Genomic DNA, 17,873 nt, shown 5'->3' with positions numbered 1-17,873 from the left:
GGTGCCGCGAACATCCGCGTAATCCCCCATGCGATACCAGGTTGACGTTAACGTCACCCTCCGCTCCAATGCGCCACGACCCCTGACGGATCTACAAGGAGACAAGGTGCCTGCTCGCTATCACAGCGTGTTCCGCCCCGGCCTGTTCGAAGGCCAGCGTTTCTGGGTCACCGGGGGCGGGTCGGGCATCGGCCGCTGCGTCGCGCATGAGCTGGCCGCACTGGGCGCACACGTGCTGATCAGCGGACGGACGCAGGACAAGCTCGAGCGGGTCACCGCCGAGATCGCCGAGGACGGCGGCCGCTGCGAGTGGCGCGCCTTCGACATCCGCGATGAAGAGGCGGTGAAGGCGAACGTCGCCGCGGCGCTCGAAGCCGGCGCCATCGCCGGCCTCGTCAACAACGCCGGCGGCCAGTTCCCGGCGCCGCTGATGGCGATCAACAAGAAGGGCTTCGACGCCGTCGTCACCAACAACCTGACCGGCGGCTTCCTGATGATGCGGGAGCTCTTCACGCAGTGCATGCAGGCGCACGGCGGCAACATCGTCAACATGACCGCCGACTACAAGCTCGGCATGCCCGGCATGGCGCACACCGGCGCCGCGCGCGCAGGCATGGCCAACCTGACGATGAGCGCGGCCTACGAATGGGCGCACGCCGGCGTGCGGGTCAATGCCGTCGCGCCGGGCTGGGTCGCTTCCAGCGGCATGGACAGCTACAGCGGCGCCGCGCGCGCGCTGATCCCGAAGCTGAAGAACCACGTGCCGCTGCGGCGCCTGGCGATGGAGGCCGAGGTCAGCGCGGCGATCGTCTTCCTGCTGTCGCCCGCAGCCGCATTCATCACCGGCGTCACCTTGCAGATCGATGGCGGCGCCGGGCTCGGCTCGCCGGGCTTTCCGTCGCTCGATCACGATCGCAGCGTGCCGTTCAATGGCTTCCATCGTGCCGTGATGCCCGAAGTGCTCAAGTAATGCCCGCACTGCACAGCCGAATCAATGTCCGCTCCGCGGCGTTCCAGGCCAATGCCGAACGCATGGCCGAGCGCCTGGCCGAAGTGCGCCGCCTCGAAGCGCAGGTCGTCGCCGAATCGGCCTCGAAGGCCGACAAGTTCGAGCGCCGCGGCCAGCTGCTGCCGCGTGAACGGGTCGCGCGCTTGCTCGACCGCGGCTCGTCCTTCCTCGAGCTGTCATCGCTCGCGGGATTGGGCATGCACGACGACGATGGCAAGAAGAGCGTGCTGGGCGGCGGCTCGATCGCCGGCATCGGGCTGGTCGCCGGCAAGCGCGTGCTGGTGTCGGCCAACGATGCGGCGCTGAAAGGCGGCACCGTCGCGCCGATGGGCCTGCGCAAGGCGCTGCGCATCCAGCAGATCGCGCTGGAGAACAAGCTGCCGCTGATCGCGCTGGTCGAGTCCGGCGGGGCGAACCTGATGTACCAGGCCGAGATGTTCGTCGAAGGCGGCCGCGCCTTCGCCAACCAGGCGCGGCTGTCGGCCGCCGGCATTGCGCAGATCGCCGTCGTGCACGGCTCGTCGACCGCCGGCGGCGCCTACCTGCCCGGGCTGTCGGACTACGTGATCCTGGTGCGCGACCGCTCGAGCATCTTCCTCGCCGGCCCGCCGCTGGTGAAGGCCGCGATCGGCGAGGACGCCACCGACGACGAGCTCGGCGGCGCGATGCTGCATGCCGAGACCACCGGCCTGGGCGAATACTTGAGCGAGAACGACGCGCACGCTATCGCGCTGGCGCGCGAGCTCATCGACAAGCTGCGCTGGGACACGGCGCCGGCCGCCGGCAGCGCGCCCGCGCCGCTCTTCGACGCCGAGGAGCTGATGGGCATCGTGCCCAGCGACGACCGCGAGCCCTACGACGTGCGCGAGCTGATCGCGCGCCTCGTCGACGGTTCGGACTTCCTCGAATTCAAGACGCTGTACGCGCCGGACACCGTCTGCGGCCACGCGCGCATCGACGGCCACCTGGTCGGCATCCTCGGCAACAACGGCCCGATCCAGCCCAACGGCTCGACCAAGGCCGGCCAGTTCATCCAGCTGTGCGACCAGAGCGGCACGCCGCTCGTGTTCCTGCAGAACACCACCGGCTACATGGTCGGCCGCGAGGCCGAACGCGCCGGCGCGATCAAGCACGGCAGCAAGATGATCCAGGCCGTCGCCAATGCACGGGTGCCGAAGTTCACCATCGTCGTCGGCGGCAGCTTCGGCGCCGGCAACTACGGCATGTGCGGCCGCGGCTTCGATCCGCGTTTCATCTTCAGCTGGCCGTCGGCCCGCGTCGCGGTGATGGGCGGCGCGCAGGCGGCGATGGTGATGGACATCGTCAGCCGCGGAAAGCTCGAACGCGGCGGCACGCCCGTCAACGACGATGCGCTGAAGGCGATGAGCGACCAGTTGCGCCAGCGCATCGATCGGGAATCCAATGTGCTGTTCGGCACCGCGCGCTTGTGGGACGACGGGATCATCGACCCGCGCGATACCCGCCGTGTGCTGGCGCTGTGCCTGCAGCTGGCCGCTGAATCGGAACAACGAACGCTGCGCCCGAATGCCTTCGGCGTGGCCAGACTCTAGGAGACCTCGCCATGAAACTGACCCCGGAACACCGCCAGATCGCCGACACCGTGACTCGATTCGTCGAGAAGGAAATCAATCCGCACGTGCCCGAATGGGAAGCGGCCGAGATCTATCCGGCGCACGAGGTCTTCAAGAAGCTCGGCGCGCTCGGCATGCTGGGCATCAAGTACCCAGAGGAATACGGCGGACTGGGACTCGACTTCTCGTATTCGATGGTGATGGCCGAGGCGATGGGCAATTGCCATTGCGGCGGCGTGCCGATGTCAGTCGGCGTGCAGACCGACATGTGCACGCCGGCGCTGGCGCGCTTCGGCTCCGAGGAATTGAAGCGCGAGTTCCTGGTGCCGGCGATCGCCGGTGATGCGGTCGGCTGCATCGCCGTCAGCGAGCCCGGCGGCGGCTCGGACGTCGCAGCGGTCAAGACCACGGCCAAGACCGTCGATGGCGACTACGTCATCAACGGCAGCAAGATGTGGATCACCAACGGCCTGCAGGCCGACTGGTGCTGCCTGCTTGCGAACACCAGCGACGGCCCGGTGCACAAGAACAAGAGCCTGATCATGGTGCCGATGGATGCGCGCGGCATCAGCAAGCAGAAGATCAAGAAGATCGGCATGAACTCGTCGGACACCGCGCAGCTCTTCTTCGACAACGTGCAGGTCCCGAAGCGCAACGTCGTCGGCCAGGAGGGCATGGGCTTCATGTTCCAGATGATGCAGTTCCAGGAAGAGCGGCTGTGGGCCGCCGCGTCGGGGCTGCGCGGGCTCGACCGCATCCTCGACGCGACGATCGAATACACGCGCGAGCGAAAGGCCTTCGGCAAAAGCGTGCTCGACAACCAGGTCGTGCATTTCCGCCTCGCCGAATTGCGCACCGAGATCGAGGCGCTGCGCGCGTTGACCTGGAAGGCGATCGAGCTCTACGTCGGCGGCGCGGATGTCACCAAGCTCGCCTCGATGGCCAAACTCAAGGTCGGCCGGCTCTCGCGCGAGGTCGCCGACAGCTGCCTGCAGTATTGGGGCGGCATGGGCTTCACCTGGGACAACCCGGTGTCGATCGCCTACCGCGACAACCGCCTCGGCTCGATCGGCGGCGGAACGGACGAGGTGATGCTGGGCATCATCTGCAAGCTCGAGGGCACGCTGCCGAAGGGTTCGCATTGAGCGCCTTGTTCGAAACCCTGCTCGTCGCGCGCGACGCGCCGCTCGCCCATGGCCATGTCAGCAGCCATGCGCGCGGCGTCTGGCTGGTGACGCTGAACCGGCCGGACTGCCGCAACGCGATGTCGCTGCAGATGGTGCAGGAACTGCGCGCGGTGCTGGCCGATGCCGAGGCCAGCGGTGATGCGCGAGTGATCGTGCTGCGCGGCGCCGGCGGGCATTTCTGCTCCGGCGGCGACATCAAGGACATGGCGGCGGCACGCATGCGCCCACTCGATGCCAACGCTGCGAATCGGGATCCGCTGGCCGCCGTCAATGCCGCGTTCGGCGAGCTGTGTGTCGCCTACGCCGGCACCGGCCTCGCGCTGGTGGTGATCGCCGAAGGCACGGTGATGGGCGGCGGCTTCGGCCTGGCCTGCGTCGCCGACGTCGTGCTGGCCTCGCCAACGGCGCAATTCCGGCTGCCGGAGACCTCGCTCGGCGTCGTGCCGGCGCAGGTCGCGTCGTTCCTGGTCGAGCGGCTGGGCTATTCGGAAGCCAGGCGACTGGCCGTCACCGGGGCGCGGCTCGGCGCACATGCTGCGCTGACATTGCGGCTGGTGCACGAGGTGCACGGCCCGGCCGAGCTGGAGATTGCGCTGGCCCGCACGCTCGACGAGATCCTGCAATGTGCGCCCGGCGCGCTGGCTGCTACGAAACGGCTGATTGCCAAAGCCCGCTTCGAGCGGCCGGCATCGCTGGTGGCCGAAGCCGCAGCCGTGTTCTCCAACGCATTGCAGAGCCCCGAGGGCCAGGAAGGCACGCGCGCCTTCATCCAGAAGCGCAAGCCGTCGTGGGCGCCGAAGTGAGCTTTTCGAAGATCCTGATTGCCAATCGTGGCGAGATCGCATGCCGCATCATGCGCACCGCGCGCGCGCTCGGCTACCGAACGGTGGCTGTCTACAGCGACGCCGATGCGCAGGCGCCGCACGTGCTGCAGGCCGACGAGGCGGTGCGCCTCGGCCCGGCACCGGCGGCCGACTCCTACCTGCGTTTCGACGCGGTATTGGCGGCCGCCCGTGCCACCGGCGCGGACGCTCTTCATCCGGGTTATGGCTTCCTGTCCGAACGCGCCGACTTCGCCCAGGCCTGCGCCGAGGCCGGCCTCGTCTTCATCGGCCCGCCGCCGGCGGCGATCGAGGCGATGGGCCACAAGGCGCGCGCCAAGCGGCGCATGCTCGAAGCCGGCGTGCCCTGCGCGCCGGGTTACCTCGGCGACGAGCAGTCCGACGAACGGCTGCGGCACGAGGCCGGGGCGCTCGGCTTCCCGCTGCTGGTCAAGGCGGTGGCCGGCGGCGGTGGCCGCGGCATGCGGCTGGTGGGATCGGCCATCGAGCTCGACGCGGCCCTCGCCGGCGCGCGGCGCGAAGCCGAGAGCGCCTTCGGCGACGACCGGCTGATGCTGGAGCGCCTGATCGAGCACGGCCGCCACATCGAGATCCAGGTCTTCGCCGACCAGCACGGCCACGCGGTGCACCTGGGCGAGCGCGACTGCACTGCGCAGCGCCGGCGCCAGAAGGTGATCGAGGAAGCGCCGTCGCCGATCGTCGACGAAGCGCTGCGCGCGCGCATGGGCGCCGATGCCGTGGCCGCCGCGCTGGCGGTGGGCTATGTCGGCGCCGGCACGGTGGAATTCATCGTCGACGCCGAGCGGCGGCACTACTTCCTCGAGATGAACACGCGGCTGCAGGTCGAGCATCCGGTCACCGAATGCGTGACCGGACTCGACCTCGTCGAGTGGCAATTGCGCGTTGCGGCCGGTCAGCCGCTGCCGCTGGCGCAGCCCGACATCGTGCTGCGCGGCCACGCGATCGAGGCGCGGCTGTACGCGGAGGATCCGTACCGCGGCTTCTCGCCGCAGACCGGCCGCGTGCTGCACTGGCGGCCGGACGCGGCATTGCGTGCGGCGAATCCGGTCGGTGCGCTGCCGCCGTCGCTGCGCATCGATGCCGGCATTGCCGAGGGTGATGACATCGGGCCGTACTACGACGCGATGGTCGCCAAGATCATCGTGCATGGCCGCGACCGGGCCGACGCGATCCGGCGCCTGGCCGCCGCGCTGGAAGACGCGCCGCTGGTCGGCCCGCTGAACAACGGCCGATTCCTGCGCGACCTGCTGCGCCACCCGGCGTTTGCCGAGGCGCGTTTGCACACGACGCTGATCGACGACTGGGCCGCGCAGGGCGAACCGCTGCTCGAACGGCCGCAGCCGGACGCGGATGCCTGGCTCGTCGCCGCACTGCTGCGTTCTTCGAGTGATAGCACGAACGCCGCCTACCGCCCCATCGGCACCGCGAGCTGGGAGCTGTCGCTGCAGTGCGACGGCGAACAGCGGCGCCTGCGCGTGCAGCCGCTGGCGGGCGCCGCGGTGATCACGATGCAGGGCCAGGGGCACACACTGCGGCTGATCTCGCGCAGCGATCGGCAAGTGGTCATCGAACACGACGGCGTGCGCCGCCGCTGGCTCGCCGTCGAGCAGCCGCCGCGCTCGTCGAACGCGCCGGCCGTGCTGCACCTGGTGCGCGATGGCGCGGTGTTCCGCTTCGAGGAGCCGTCGGCCATTCCGGTGCCAGACGATGCCGACGATCCGCGCCGCGCCTGCGCGCCGGTGGCGGGGCTGGTCGCGCAATTGCTGGTGCGCGCCGGCGACCGCGTCGAATCGGGCCAGCCGCTGGCCAGTGTCGAGGCGATGAAAATGGAAATGTGGTTGTACGCCGGCACCGCCGGCACCGTTGCGGCCGTGCATGTCGCGCCGCGCGACGCCGTCGCCGCCGGTGCCTTGCTGGTGGAACTCTCGCCGCTGGAGCAAGCAGCATGACTCAAGACACGGCCATCCTGACCTGCGCGCTGACCGGCGTGCTGACCAACCCGCAGCAGCACCCGGTGCCGGTGACGCCGGCGCAGATGGCGGCCGAGGCGCGCGACGCCTTCCATGCCGGCGCGGCCATCATGCACGTGCACCTGCGCCAGCAGGGCGCGGGCCAGGGCCACCTGCCGAGCTGGGATCCGGACCTCGCCGAAGCCATCATCGACGCGATCCGCGAGGCCTGCCCCGGCGTGATCATCAACCTGACCACCGGCGTCGTCGGCAGGGACATCTCGGGGCCGGTGGCCTGCATCCGGCGCGTCAAGCCCGAGATCGCCGCCTGCAATGCCGGCAGCCTGAACTACCTGAAGCTGAAGGAAGACGGCCAGTGGGCCTGGCCGCCGATGGTCTTCGACAACCCGGTGTCGAAGGTGCAGGCGATGCTCGACGTGATGGCCGAGACCGGCACGCACCCGGAATTCGAATGTTTCGACGTCGGCATCGTGCGCTCGGTCGGCATGTACTTGAAGGCCGGGATGTTCACCGGAGTGCCGGAATACAACTTCGTGATGGGCGTCGCCTCCGGCATGCCCTGCGATGCCGAGCTGCTGGCCTTGCTGCCGAAGTACGTGGCCACCGGTGCCGTCTGGCAGGCCACGCTGATCGGCCGCGCCGAGATCTGGCCGGTGCACCAGCGCGTCGCCGAACTCGGCGGCATGCTGCGCACCGGGCTCGAGGACAGCTTTTACCTGCCCGGCGGCGAACGGGCGCGCGGCAATGGCGTGATGATCGAGGAGCTGGCGCGCTGCGCGCGCAGCGCCGGCCGCGGCGTCGCGAGCCCGCAGGAGGCTCGCGCGCTGCTCGGTCTTCGTTAGGACTTCGCCATTTCAGCGAACTTCTTCTTCGCCCGTCGCGCGATCTCGTCGGGCTCGACGTCCTCGATGTGCGTCGCGATACACCACTTGTGGCCGAACGGATCGGTCACGTTGCCGCAGCGGTCGCCGTAGAACTGGTCTTCGACGGGCATCGTCACCGTGGCGCCGTTGGCGACCGCGCGTTGAAACACCGTGTCGCAATCGGGCACGTACAACATGATCGCGCTGGCCGAGTCGCCGATCGTCTTCGGGCTCAGCGCCTTCCACTGCGGGTTCTCGTCGTGCAGCATGATCACCGAGCCGCCGATGCGGATCTCGGCATGGCCGACCAAGCCATCGGGCATGTTCATGCGCATCACTTCCTCGGCGTTGAACGCCTTCTTGTAGAAGTCGATCGCCTCGGCGGCGCCCTTGATCGTCAGGTACGGCGTGATGCTCGAATAGCCGGGAGGAATCGCAGGAACCTTCTTCGTCTTCGTCATGTCAGGTGCTTTCGTGCGGGCCGACGGATGAGTTCGCCACAGCACCGGCCCGAGGGACGCTGCGGCGTTCAGCCAATGCTGTATGAACATACAGCCTAGCACCCGCCCCCGGCAGTTTCAAGCCGGCGCTGTAACACCGCAGACAGCGGCAGTGAAAAGCCGGCACGGCTAGATCACCGGTGCCGGCCAGGCCTCCCAGAAGCCGGCGTCGGGCTCGACCTGCTCGACGATGTCGAGCACCAGCCCCGCCGGATCGATCACCTGGAAGCGCAACTGGCCCCAGCGCTCGCGGTGCAGCGCATAACTGATCGGAACGCCGGCGGCCGCGAGGCGCCGGCTCTCGGCTTCAGCATCGTCGACCTGCAGCGTCAGCAGCATGCCGCGCCCATCGAACACGTCCGGTCCCGGCGGCGACGACGGGTGCTCCGGATGCATGAAGGCCAGCGCGATGCTGCCGTCGCCGGGCGGCTGCGTCAGCAAGATGAACCAGCTCGCCTCGAAGCCGACCTCGAAGCCGAAGTGGCGGACGTAGAAATCGCGGCAGGCGAAATGCCGGGGCGTGGTGATCAGCGGATAGGACGATTGCAGGCGTGACATCGCGGTCTCCTTGGCTTGACGGGCAGGCTTGTCTGCATACAGACTGTATGTCTGCTCAAAGATTAGATACGTACAGTCGGTATGTCAAATACCCTTCCGCCCGACCGCGGCAATCGCCGCATCGAACAAGGCCAGCAGTCGCGCGCCAGGCTGGTCGCCGAGGCGCGGCGCCTCTTCGAGCGCGACGGCTACGGCAAGACCTCCACCGAGGGCCTGCTCGCCGCGACCGGGCTGACGCGCGGCGCGCTGTACCACCACTTCCGCGACAAGAAGGACTTGTTCGCCGCAGTCTGCGAAGACGTGCATGCCGAGCTGGCCGCAGCGATCGAGGCCGCGACCACCGGCATCGCCGATCCGGCGCGCCAGCTGATCGCCGGCTCGCTGGCGTGGATCGATGCGGTCTCGCAGCCGGGCGCGCGCCAGGTGCTGCTGATCGACGCGCCCTCGGTGCTGGGCGCCGCCGAGTGGCAGGCGCTCGATGATCGCCACGGCTTCCAGCAGCTGCGCGAAGCGGTGCTGCACATCCTGCGGCCGCAAGGCGCCGCGGCAACGCTGCGCGCCGAAGCGCTGGCGGCGGCGCTGAATGGTGCGATGAATGCGCTGGTGCATTGGCGCGCGCGGCATGACGGCGGCGCGGCGCAGGCAGCGTTGCGCGATGTCCTGAACCGCGTGTTCGATGCGCTGCTCGCGCCGCCGCCGGCGAAGGCGACAATGAAGCGCCCCACCCGGCCACGCCAGCCATGAAGCCCGATTCCGATCCGACGACCGACGTCGATGCCACACAGCAGTTCATTCAGCTGGTGACGGCAGCACTCGGCGCCGAGCGCTTCGTCAAGGGCTCGCTGGCCAAGTACCGCGGTCCCGAGGCCGACCTGCAGCGCGTGCTGATGCGCCGCGTGATGCTGCGCGAGCAGCCGCACCTGCAGCTCGTCCACCGCCATGCGACCAAGGACATCACGAAGAACCATGCGCTCGCCGACGTGCCGGCCCTGCTGCAGGGCCTGCTCGGCGAGCAGGCCTTTCGCCATGCCCACCTGCACGCCACCGATGAAGAGATCGAGCTGGTGATCACGCAGCGCGGCAAGGCCGGCCTGCACCGCCGCGCAGCCAACGTCGCCGCCGAAGCGCCGTCGCCCGCCACGCACAACCGCGAGAAGACACGCTGGCTGACGCTCGATCGCCCCTTCCTCGCCGAGCTCGGCGTCACCAGCGGCGCGCAGCAGCTGGTACCGGCGATGGCGCGCAAGTGGAAGCAGATCAACAAGTTCGTCGAAGTCTTCGCGCATGCGCTCGACGCGTCGCCGCTGAAGGACGCGCGGCAGCTGCGCGTCGTCGACTTCGGCAGCGGCAAGGGTTATCTGACCTTCGCGATCCACGACTGGCTGCGCGCGCAGCGCGGCATCGAGGCGCAAGTCACCGGCGTCGAGCTGCGGCCGGACATGGTGCAGCTGGGCAATCACGCTGCGGCGCGGCTCGGCCTGCAAGGCCTTCGCTTCGAGCAGGGCGACCTGCGCCACTGGCAGCCGCAGCCGCTGAACGTGATGATCGCGCTGCATGCCTGCGACACGGCCACCGACCTGGCGATCGACCTCGGCCTGCGCGGCGGCGCCGACATCATCCTGTGCTCGCCCTGCTGCCACAAGCAGATCCGCCCGCAGCTGCTGCAGCCGCACCCGTTGAAGCCGATCCTGCAGCACGGCGTGCACCTCGGCCAGCAGGCCGAGATGCTGACCGATGGCCTGCGCGCGCTGTGGCTCGAAGCCTGCGGCTACGACACGCAGGTGTTCGAGTTCATCTCGCTGGAACACACCAACAAGAACAAGATGATCCTCGCGGTGCGCCGCGCCAGCCCGAAGCCGCGCGCGCCGCTGCTGCAACAGATCGACGAGGTCAAGCGCTTCTACGGCATCCGCGAACACTGCCTCGAGACGCTGCTGCGCCAGCGTGCCGCGCTCGAGCCCGCCAGCAGCCAGGAGACCATGTGAACAAGCCGCAGGCCAAACCCGGCGAGCTGCCGATCGAGGCGTCGCAGGTGCGCGTCGGCGTCTACGTGCGCATCCCCCTGTCGTGGCTCGACCACCCGTTCCTCAGCTCGAGCTTCCTGGTGACCAGCGAGGACCAGGTGCGCGAGATCATGGCGCTCGGCGTCGCCGTGTTCGCCGACGCCAAGCGTTCGAAGGTGATGCCGGCCGCGCCGCCGAAGGCCGCCGACCCGGCGCCCGACGAGGCGCAGCAGCTCGAGCTGACCCTCGTGCGCCAGCGCCAGGAAGCGCAGCGCGCCGCGAAGGCGCAGCGCGCGAAGGTGATGGCCGACATGCGCGCCAAGCTCGACATCGTGCAGAAGCAGTACATGTCGGCCACCGAGCAGACCGCCGGCGCCTTCAAGCAGTTCGACGCGCGGCCGGCCGAGAGCGTGCGCGTGGTGCGCGAGGTGGCGGCCGAATCGGCGCGCTCGCTGCTGGCCGACCCCGACTCGGCCATCATCCTGATCGCCGACAAGGCCAAGAGCCAGGGCGAGGTGGCGCACGCGCTGTCGGTGATGACCTTGTCGCTGCTGCTGGCCAAGCAGCTGGAGCTGCCTGAAGGCGAGATCCAGCTGATCGCCACCGCCGCGATGCTGCACGACATCGGCCACCACAGCATCAACCCGTCGATCCTGCGCAACCCGGCGCGCAACCGGCACGAGGAGGCGGTGTTCCAGACGCACGCGCGCGCCGGTTTCGAGCGGCTCAATGCGATGGCCGCCGTCGGCGCGCAGCTGCCGCCGGCCATTGCAGAGGTCGCGCTGTACCACCATGTGCGCGAGGATGGCAGCGGCTTCCCGCAGGGCACCAAGCTGGCGCAGATGTCGCGCGCGGCGAAGATCGTCGCCATCGCCAACCGCTTCGACAACCTGGCCAATCCGGTCGACCCGCGCACCGCGGTGTCGCCCTTCGAGGCGCTCGGCGTGATGTGGGCGCGCGAGAAGAGCGCATTCGACGAGCTGCTGCTGCAGAGCTTCATCCGCACGATGGGCATCTACCCGCCGGGCACGCTGGTGCAGCTGTCGGACCAGCGCATCGGCGTCGTCGTCGCCACCGCACCGCCCTCGGCGCGGCTGTGCCCGCAGGTGCTGATCTACGACCCCGACACGCCGCGCCGCGAAGCGCTGATCCTCGACCTGGCCGACCCCGAGACCGCGCAGCAGCTGAAGGTCGACAAGGCGCTGCGCATGCAGGAGCGCAGCGAGGACGAGCTGGACTACCTGTTGCCGCGGCGCAAGATGAACTGGTACCGCGGAAACACCGGCTGAAGACGCGCCGTCCGGTCGGGCTATGGCCAGATCAGCTCGGCCAGGGCCTCGAAGCTCGGCGCCGCCTGCCAGCCCGGCTGCGCGATCTGCCCCGGCAGGTTGCTGTAGCGGTGCAGCAGCAGCAAACGCAACAGCGGCAGCCGCCAGTCGCGGCCGGCCGGTGCGCCGTAGCCGGCCAGAAACGCATCGCAGCGCTCGCGCTGTCCGGCCGCCAGGAAGCACAGCGGCCCGAGCCAGTCGTAGCGCGCCGGGCCGAGCAGGCCGTCGCCGAAGTCGAACATGCCGGCCAGGCGCGTTTCGCGCCGTTGCAGCAACAGGTTCATCGGCGTGTACTCGCCGGTCAGGATCACCGGCGGGCCTTCGGGCAGCGCGCCGTCGACGAAGGGCTCGAGCTGCGCCAGCAGGTGTGCCGGCAGACCGGTGCGCTGCTGTCGCCGCAGGCAGCCGGCGCGTTGCCGCTGCACGAAGTGATCCCAGGCCGGCGCCAGCGCAGCCAGCCCGTCCGGTGCCAGCGCATGCACTTCGGCCGCCACCCGGCCGATCGATTCGAGCACGCGGCATCGCGCCGCTTCGCTCAACGAGGGCCACGCAGCGTCCAGCGGTTCGCCCGCCAGCTGCGTCATCACGAGAAAGGGCCAGCCGTCGTGCTCGCTGCGATCGACCAGCTGCGGGGTCGGCACGCTCAGGCGGCCCTGCAGCCGCTCCAGCACGGCAGCCTCGAACTCGAAATGGTCGCGCAGGAACGGCGGGTAGAGCTTGACGACGAGGTCCTGTCCGACCAGGCCGACCAGCACCGTGCCGGCACCGGCGGCCTCGACCGGACTCGCGGAGTAACCCGCGCCGATCGATGCGATCAGGCCGCGCCAGCGCGCGACATCGTCGTGCAGCGCGTCGAAGCCGGCGACGTCGATGCTGGCCGGCAGGGTGAGCGACATCAGGGCCGCTCGAAGATCAGCCGGATCGCGAGCCGGCGCTCGCCGTGCGGCAGGCGGGGCAGCTCGGCAAGCAGCGCGGCGATGCGCTCGCAATGGCGTGGGCCGGCGTCGGGCGGATGCCGCAGGCTGCTCAGCAGCGCCGGCGCGTGGCCGCCGAGCGAGCGGCGGATGACCTCGATCTCCAGCGCGCTGGGACTGCGCATGGCGGTCTGGCGCAGCGGCTCCGCCGCGGCATCGACCAGCCACGCCGCCTCGCGCACGGCCAGCTCGGCCGGCAATGCACGGCGCGCGACCGTATCTCCGGCCAGCACGCGGTGGCAGCTGGCAACGCCGCCTTCACGCGCAGCGTCGAGCTGCTGCGCCAACAGATCGACGAAATGCTCGCGCAGCGGCGATCCGGCGTTGAACAGCAGCTTCGCAAGCAGCTCCTCGACCACCCCCTGCCCGGCTGCCATCACGGCGTCGAGCTCCGCCCCACCGTCGCGGGCGACACGCATGCGCTCGGCGGCAGCCGCGATCGATCGGGGATAACGCCGCTCCAGCACCTGCCAGACCGGGTTGGTGTTCAGCGCCTCGGCGAATTCGCGCGACGACGCGTCCCGCAACATCGGCACCGCGACGTCCAGCGGATGCGATGCGGCGCTGACGATGCCGCCCGCGGCCAGCTCATCCGCCGCCGGGCGCCAGGCGTGCGTCGGCGGCAACGCCAGGGCCTTGCGGACGAAGCCGTCGGGCAGTCCGGCGTGCCGGTACAGCTCGGCGAGCCGGTGCCTGGCAAGCCTTGCGAACAGCGGATTGAAGACGGCCGGCGGCGCGCGCCGAATCACCACCTGCGCTCCTGGCAGGATCTGCCGGACACCGCCGGCCATCAGGACCAGCGTGCAGGCGTCGCTGCAAGCGCCGGTGACGCGGATCGTCCAGCCTTGCCCGCGCACTGCATCGGCGATCGCCTGGGCCTCGTGAAAGCGCCCGCCGCGTGAGTCGAGCTCCAGCAGCCGCACGCGCGGCGCGAGCGCCAGCTGTTGCTTGACCCGCGCGCCATCGCCGATGCCCAGCGGACCTTGCAGCCGCAGGCGCCGCCCGTCCGCCGACAGCGTGGCCACCACCTGGCCGGCCGGGTCGATGCCCACCGCCATCTGCCCGAGTGCCTTCAGCCGCGGGATGAAGTTCAGCACCGTCGAGGTCAGCGTGGCAGAGGCAGCCAGCACGACGGCGACGCTGCAGGCATGCGCCACGCGCAGCGGCCCGCCTTGCGCCGTCCACGCGTCGGCGCTGCGCCACGCGCCGACGAGTCCCCAGCCCTGCAGCACCAACGCCAGCGGCCAGACGATCAAGACGGCGATGGCGGCCAGCCGCACCGGTCCGGCCGTCACGTCGACCCAGGTCGCCGCCGCACCCGCCGCGACGCTGCCGAGCAGGCCGAGCAGCGCGCAGTTGATCCAGAAGCTCAGCCACAAGGGCAATTCGCCGCGCCAATGCGCTGCCATGAACCGGACCGCGGACAGCTTTCCGCCCCGCGCCCACCCCCCGCTGAACATCGCCCGCAGACCCGATGCCGGCCGAGCGCCGGACTCCCCGTAGCCGGCGATCATTGAATTCGATCCAGGTGCTTTTCCTTCAGCGTCGGCTCGCCGGGCTTGCCGGCGAGCTCCGACAGCGGCGTGCGCGAGGCGGCGGCGTCTGACACCGCGGGCCGGGCCGGCTGGGCCGGCAGCACCGTCACCGAGCCGCCGCTGACCTCATGCCGCTGACTGCCCGCCGGGCAGTCAGCGTTGGTGTAGATCACCTCCGCACCGCTGACGCACTTGCGCAGGCTGCTGCCGCGTTGCGGGCTCGCTCGGCTCCCCACTGCGTCGCGGCCAGCGGCCTGGACGTCTGACACCTGCTTGTCGACCCACTGGCCGACGCCGCTGGACTGCACCGGACGCAGCAGGTCGCGCAGCAGCGGCGTTTCCCGAAACATCCAGCCAGCGAGCACCAGCAAGGCCACGCCGAGTGCCCACCGGATCACGTTGATCGATCTCATTGGAATCCTCCCTCGATCTGTCTCTCGGCGCGGAGCCTGCGCTGCAGAGTTGCGGCCACTTTAGTCGATGCCGTGGAGGATCTCGCGCTGCAGCTTCTTCGACAGGCCGCCGAGCACCAGTGCATGCGAGCGTTCGACCAGCGCCTTGAGGTCCGCCAGCGGCAGCGCCTTCGGGTCCTGCAGCTTGACCCACTTGACGCGCGCCAGGTAGGGCGCCGGGATGAAGCCGGGCACGTCGGTGAGCTCGAGGAAGCGATGCTCGTCGACCTTGAACGAACAACCGTCCCACGGCCCCGGCTCCGGACCACCGACCAGGAACATCTTGCCGCCGACCGAGGCGACCCAGTCGCAGCCCCACTTGATGTCCTCGGTCGCGCCCGGCAGCGATGCGGCGTGTTTCTTCAAGGCGGCATAACTCATCGTGTCCTCCCTCTTGGCGTGTTGTCAGAAGATGCCCAGCGCCAGCCCGGCGGCCAGCGCGGTGCCGATCTCTCGGCAGCGCGCCAGGTCCTCGGGGCCGATGACTTTCGGCGCCAGGATGCGTTCGGGCGTCTGCGCATGCGTGCAGACGATCAGCCCCGGCGCGGCCGGCTTCAGCCGCCAACCCAGCGCGATGCGTTCGAGCTGGCGCAGCGCATTCTGCCCATCGCTGCCGGCGCAGATCAGCGCCGCGTACGGCCGGCCGTTCAGGCGGTCGAGCGCCGGGTAATAGCAGCGGTCGAAGAAGTCCTTCATCAGCCCGGCCATCGATGCCAGGTTCTCCGGCGTCGCGAAGACATAGCCGTCCGCGGCGAGCAGGTGTTCGGGCTGCGTCTCGGCGGCCGTCTGCACGACCACCGTCACGGTTTCTTCGCGCGCGCCTGCCGCCGCGGCCTGCGCCATCTGCCGCGTGCCGCCGGTCATCGTGTGGTAGACGATCAACAGCGTCTTCACGACCTCTGCCGATCCTAGGTCGCCATGTGCTCGGCCAGCAGCCGGTGGAACTGGTGCACGCCGTGCTCGCGCGTCGGCGAATAGCGCCCGCCGCGGTAGAAGCGCGAGCGCACGCCGCGCTGCACCTGCACGACGACCGCCTCGTCCTCCATCTCGACACGATCGAGGTCGCCGCCGGCGCCGCTGCCGAGCTTGGCCGGGTCCCAGACGTAGCTGCGGAAGACGACGCGCGTACGCGCGGCCCCAAGCGGCTGCACCTGGTTCAGCGACAGGCCCCACGGGTAGAAGTTCAGCATCAGGTTCGGGAACACCCACCAGTAGTAGGCGGCGACCGCCTTGCCGGCGTCGATGCTGCCGTCCGGCAGCTCGAACGCCGGTTCGCCGGGCTTGGCCAGCGCCAGCTGCAGGTTGGCGTAGCGCCCGAGCTCGTAGCTGTACTCGTTGAAGGCCAGCGTCTGCATCAGCCCGGCGTGCAGGAACGGGATGTGCAGGCCCTCGAGGTAGTTCTCGACGTACAGCGCCCAATGCGCATCGAAGACGAACTCGCGGTCCCGCGCGGGGTCGTGGCGGAAATCGGCGATCGGCATCCAGCCGACGCGCGCCTGCATCTCGCCGAAGACCTCGGCCAGCGGCGCTGCCGGCGCGACGCTCGCGAACCCCAGCCCGTGCCAGTCCTCGAACGGCACCTGCACCAGATGATCGTTGTCCGACGGGAAACATTCGGCCTGCTGGAACTCCGGCATGAAGGTCATCCGGCCGGCCATGTCGAAACGCCGCGAGTGGTAGCCGCAGCGTATCTGCTCGGCGTGCGTGCATTCGTGCACCAGCAGGTTGCCGCGGTGCGTGCAGACGTTCGACAGGCAGCGCAGCTGGCCGCTCGCATCACGCGATAGCAGCAGCGGCTCGTCGAGGCTGCCCGGCAGCAGCCAGCGCGGCGCCAGCGTGCCGGCGCCGGCGACGTCGCGCAGGTCGCCGATCCATTGCCAGCTGCGCGCGAAGACCCGCTCCAGCGACGCGGCGTACGCCGACGGCTCACGGTAGAACGCGGCATCCAGCGTGCCGGCGCGCCGGACATCGGGATCGACGTGGTAGTGGGGGCTCGTCATGCGGGCGTCTCCTCGTTGTGATTCGCCAGGTACTGGCGCGCCGCGGCTTCGAGCCGCCGCCGCACCGCCTGCTGCAGCGCTGCCGGCGCCAGCACGCGCACCTGCTCGCCCTGGCGCAGCAGGTCCATCACCAGCTCGGTCTCGTCGACGTAGGGCAGCTTCAGCTCGTAGGCGCCGTCGTCGAGCCAGCGGCCCTGCTGCTCGGGATGCCACTCCTCGCGGCTGATCCAGGGCGCCGCCTGCGGCGAGAACTGCAGCGTCGCCCATTGCCGCGTGCCGCCGGCATAGATGCCGTAGCCGGCGTCCATCTCGGCCTCGACCTGCTTCATCGCGACGTCCTTGGCGCGCGCGTCGAGCACGCGCGCCTGCTGCATCGCGTCGAGCGCGAAGCGCAGCAGCTTCTCTCGGGTGTGGCACCAGGCGTCGAGGTACCAGGTGTTCTTGTAGTGCACCAGCCGCTGCGGCGAGACCTCGCGCTCGCTGCTGGCGCCGCCGCGGCCGCGCGTCTGGTAGCGCATGTGCAGGCGGCGCCGGCGCAGCAGCGCTTCGCCGACGCGCTCGAAGAATTCGCTGGCCACCGGCCGCTTCAGCGCGCCGACGATCTTCACGCGCCGCATCAGCGCGCGCGACTGGGTTTCGCCCTCCGGGCCGAGCAGCTCGTGGATGCGGTCGAGCAGCGGCTGCAGGTGGCGCGACAGCAGGCCTTCGCTGTCGAGCTCGCTGAGCAGCTGGTGTGCCATCAGCAGCGAGTACAACTCGCGCTCGCTGAACCACAGCCCCGGCAATTCGTGCTTCTGGCCGCGGTACTCGGCGCCGAAGCGGTAGCCGTTGGCATCGCGGTCGTACTCGATCGGGGCGCCCATCTGGTCGCGCAGGTACTCGAGATCACGCTTCAGCGTCGCGCGCGACACCTCCAGCTCGTCGCACAGCACGGCCATGCTGACATGCCCCCGCTGTCGGATCAGGCTCTCGATCTTGTACAGGCGCGCCGCATGCGTCATGCCCGACTGTAGCCTGGGTTAGCAGGGCGGTGGCTCAA

Annotated in this window: 18 protein-coding genes; 9 read left to right on the top strand and 9 right to left on the bottom strand. The window is 69.7% G+C overall.

All coding sequences use genetic code 11. The annotated features are described in order from the left end of the window. Window positions 1–106 precede the first annotated feature (106 nt). Genes HLB44_RS14925 through HLB44_RS14900 form a run of 6 tightly spaced genes read left to right on the top strand, consistent with a single transcriptional unit; the run spans window position 107 to window position 7,463 of the window. Window positions 107–970, top strand: a complete 864-nt coding sequence (locus tag HLB44_RS14925) for an SDR family oxidoreductase (protein WP_343051334.1) — start codon at window positions 107–109, stop codon at window positions 968–970. Next, complete coding sequence (locus HLB44_RS14920; protein WP_173123797.1) at window positions 970–2,580, top strand: acyl-CoA carboxylase subunit beta; 1,611 nt, start codon at window positions 970–972, stop codon at window positions 2,578–2,580. The genes HLB44_RS14925 and HLB44_RS14920 overlap by 1 nt, the downstream gene beginning before the upstream one ends. Window positions 2,581–2,591: 11 nt before the next feature. After that, on the top strand, window positions 2,592–3,746 hold the full coding sequence (locus HLB44_RS14915; protein ID WP_173123795.1) for an acyl-CoA dehydrogenase family protein: 1,155 nt from the start codon (window positions 2,592–2,594) through the stop codon (window positions 3,744–3,746). Next, on the top strand, window positions 3,743–4,591 hold the full coding sequence (locus HLB44_RS14910) for an enoyl-CoA hydratase/isomerase family protein (RefSeq protein WP_173123793.1): 849 nt from the start codon (window positions 3,743–3,745) through the stop codon (window positions 4,589–4,591). Before HLB44_RS14915 ends, HLB44_RS14910 begins: the two co-directional genes overlap by 4 nt. Window positions 4,592–4,641: 50 nt before the next feature. Further along, window positions 4,642–6,600 (top strand): ATP-binding protein, encoded by a 1,959-nt coding sequence (locus tag HLB44_RS14905; protein ID WP_246312296.1) that lies wholly within the window; start codon window positions 4,642–4,644, stop codon window positions 6,598–6,600. Next, a complete protein-coding gene (locus HLB44_RS14900) occupies window positions 6,597–7,463 on the top strand; it encodes a beta-keto acid cleavage family enzyme (protein ID WP_173123789.1) in 867 nt (288 codons plus the stop codon). Before HLB44_RS14905 ends, HLB44_RS14900 begins: the two co-directional genes overlap by 4 nt. Here HLB44_RS14900 and HLB44_RS14895 read toward each other — a convergent pair. Both HLB44_RS14895 and HLB44_RS14890 read right to left on the bottom strand, forming a co-directional pair. After that, window positions 7,460–7,945 (bottom strand): VOC family protein, encoded by a 486-nt coding sequence (locus tag HLB44_RS14895; RefSeq protein ID WP_173123787.1) that lies wholly within the window; start codon window positions 7,943–7,945, stop codon window positions 7,460–7,462. The two genes, HLB44_RS14900 and HLB44_RS14895, sit on opposite strands and share 4 nt — an antisense overlap. A gap of 168 nt (window positions 7,946–8,113) precedes the next feature. Next, window positions 8,114–8,542: a VOC family protein gene (locus tag HLB44_RS14890; RefSeq protein WP_173123785.1), complete on the bottom strand. Its 429-nt coding sequence runs from the start codon at window positions 8,540–8,542 to the stop codon at window positions 8,114–8,116. Window positions 8,543–8,623: 81 nt separating this feature from the next. On the opposite strand from HLB44_RS14890, the gene HLB44_RS14885 reads away from it, so the two are divergent. Genes HLB44_RS14885 through HLB44_RS14875 form a run of 3 tightly spaced genes read left to right on the top strand, consistent with a single transcriptional unit; the run spans window position 8,624 to window position 11,834 of the window. Next, the gene (locus HLB44_RS14885) at window positions 8,624–9,286 is read left to right on the top strand and encodes a TetR/AcrR family transcriptional regulator (RefSeq protein ID WP_173123783.1); all 663 of its coding nucleotides are present in this window, start codon (window positions 8,624–8,626) and stop codon (window positions 9,284–9,286) included. Then, on the top strand, window positions 9,283–10,527 hold the full coding sequence (locus HLB44_RS14880) for a class I SAM-dependent methyltransferase (protein WP_173123781.1): 1,245 nt from the start codon (window positions 9,283–9,285) through the stop codon (window positions 10,525–10,527). Before HLB44_RS14885 ends, HLB44_RS14880 begins: the two co-directional genes overlap by 4 nt. Continuing rightward, window positions 10,524–11,834: a DUF3391 domain-containing protein gene (locus HLB44_RS14875; RefSeq protein ID WP_173123779.1), complete on the top strand. Its 1,311-nt coding sequence runs from the start codon at window positions 10,524–10,526 to the stop codon at window positions 11,832–11,834. Before HLB44_RS14880 ends, HLB44_RS14875 begins: the two co-directional genes overlap by 4 nt. Window positions 11,835–11,854: 20 nt before the next feature. On the opposite strand, the gene HLB44_RS14870 is transcribed toward HLB44_RS14875, so the two are convergent. From HLB44_RS14870 to HLB44_RS14840, 7 genes are all read right to left on the bottom strand, one after another. After that, window positions 11,855–12,769, bottom strand: a complete 915-nt coding sequence (locus HLB44_RS14870) for a phosphotransferase family protein (protein WP_173123777.1) — start codon at window positions 12,767–12,769, stop codon at window positions 11,855–11,857. Next, entirely contained in the window at window positions 12,769–14,256 is a 1,488-nt protein-coding gene (locus tag HLB44_RS14865; protein WP_173123775.1) for a hypothetical protein, read from the bottom strand. Before HLB44_RS14865 ends, HLB44_RS14870 begins: the two co-directional genes overlap by 1 nt. 101 nt (window positions 14,257–14,357) lie before the next feature. Then, the gene (locus tag HLB44_RS14860) at window positions 14,358–14,795 is read right to left on the bottom strand and encodes a hypothetical protein (RefSeq protein WP_173123773.1); all 438 of its coding nucleotides are present in this window, start codon (window positions 14,793–14,795) and stop codon (window positions 14,358–14,360) included. Window positions 14,796–14,855: 60 nt separating this feature from the next. After that, a complete protein-coding gene (locus HLB44_RS14855) occupies window positions 14,856–15,215 on the bottom strand; it encodes an MmcQ/YjbR family DNA-binding protein (protein WP_173123771.1) in 360 nt (119 codons plus the stop codon). 24 nt (window positions 15,216–15,239) lie between these two features. Continuing rightward, window positions 15,240–15,728: an NAD(P)H-dependent oxidoreductase gene (locus HLB44_RS14850; RefSeq protein ID WP_173123769.1), complete on the bottom strand. Its 489-nt coding sequence runs from the start codon at window positions 15,726–15,728 to the stop codon at window positions 15,240–15,242. A 14-nt stretch (window positions 15,729–15,742) separates the two neighbouring features. Beyond that, a complete protein-coding gene (locus HLB44_RS14845) occupies window positions 15,743–16,834 on the bottom strand; it encodes an aromatic ring-hydroxylating oxygenase subunit alpha (RefSeq protein ID WP_173123767.1) in 1,092 nt (363 codons plus the stop codon). Then, on the bottom strand, window positions 16,831–17,835 hold the full coding sequence (locus HLB44_RS14840) for a helix-turn-helix transcriptional regulator (RefSeq protein WP_173123765.1): 1,005 nt from the start codon (window positions 17,833–17,835) through the stop codon (window positions 16,831–16,833). The genes HLB44_RS14845 and HLB44_RS14840 overlap by 4 nt, the downstream gene beginning before the upstream one ends. Window positions 17,836–17,873 lie beyond the last annotated feature (38 nt).

This window comes from Pseudaquabacterium terrae (assembly GCF_013266755.1).
Lineage (GTDB): Bacteria > Pseudomonadota > Gammaproteobacteria > Burkholderiales > Burkholderiaceae_C > Pseudaquabacterium > Pseudaquabacterium terrae.
This window is presented reverse-complemented; position numbering and strand designations above follow the sequence as displayed.

Coding starts and splice junctions, on each gene's coding strand:
- HLB44_RS14885 (WP_173123783.1), top strand. CDS start 8,624: ATGTCAAATACCCTTCCGCCCGACCGCGGCAATCGCCGCATCGAACAA.
- HLB44_RS14880 (WP_173123781.1), top strand. CDS start 9,283: ATGAAGCCCGATTCCGATCCGACGACCGACGTCGATGCCACACAGCAG.
- HLB44_RS14900 (WP_173123789.1), top strand. CDS start 6,597: ATGACTCAAGACACGGCCATCCTGACCTGCGCGCTGACCGGCGTGCTG.
- HLB44_RS14915 (WP_173123795.1), top strand. CDS start 2,592: ATGAAACTGACCCCGGAACACCGCCAGATCGCCGACACCGTGACTCGA.
- HLB44_RS14920 (WP_173123797.1), top strand. CDS start 970: ATGCCCGCACTGCACAGCCGAATCAATGTCCGCTCCGCGGCGTTCCAG.
- HLB44_RS14840 (WP_173123765.1), bottom strand. CDS start 17,835: ATGACGCATGCGGCGCGCCTGTACAAGATCGAGAGCCTGATCCGACAG.
- HLB44_RS14860 (WP_173123773.1), bottom strand. CDS start 14,795: ATGAGATCGATCAACGTGATCCGGTGGGCACTCGGCGTGGCCTTGCTG.
- HLB44_RS14870 (WP_173123777.1), bottom strand. CDS start 12,769: ATGTCGCTCACCCTGCCGGCCAGCATCGACGTCGCCGGCTTCGACGCG.
- HLB44_RS14845 (WP_173123767.1), bottom strand. CDS start 16,834: ATGACGAGCCCCCACTACCACGTCGATCCCGATGTCCGGCGCGCCGGC.
- HLB44_RS14890 (WP_173123785.1), bottom strand. CDS start 8,542: ATGTCACGCCTGCAATCGTCCTATCCGCTGATCACCACGCCCCGGCAT.
- HLB44_RS14895 (WP_173123787.1), bottom strand. CDS start 7,945: ATGACGAAGACGAAGAAGGTTCCTGCGATTCCTCCCGGCTATTCGAGC.
- HLB44_RS14865 (WP_173123775.1), bottom strand. CDS start 14,256: ATGGCAGCGCATTGGCGCGGCGAATTGCCCTTGTGGCTGAGCTTCTGG.
- HLB44_RS14905 (WP_246312296.1), top strand. CDS start 4,642: ATGCGCACCGCGCGCGCGCTCGGCTACCGAACGGTGGCTGTCTACAGC.
- HLB44_RS14855 (WP_173123771.1), bottom strand. CDS start 15,215: ATGAGTTATGCCGCCTTGAAGAAACACGCCGCATCGCTGCCGGGCGCG.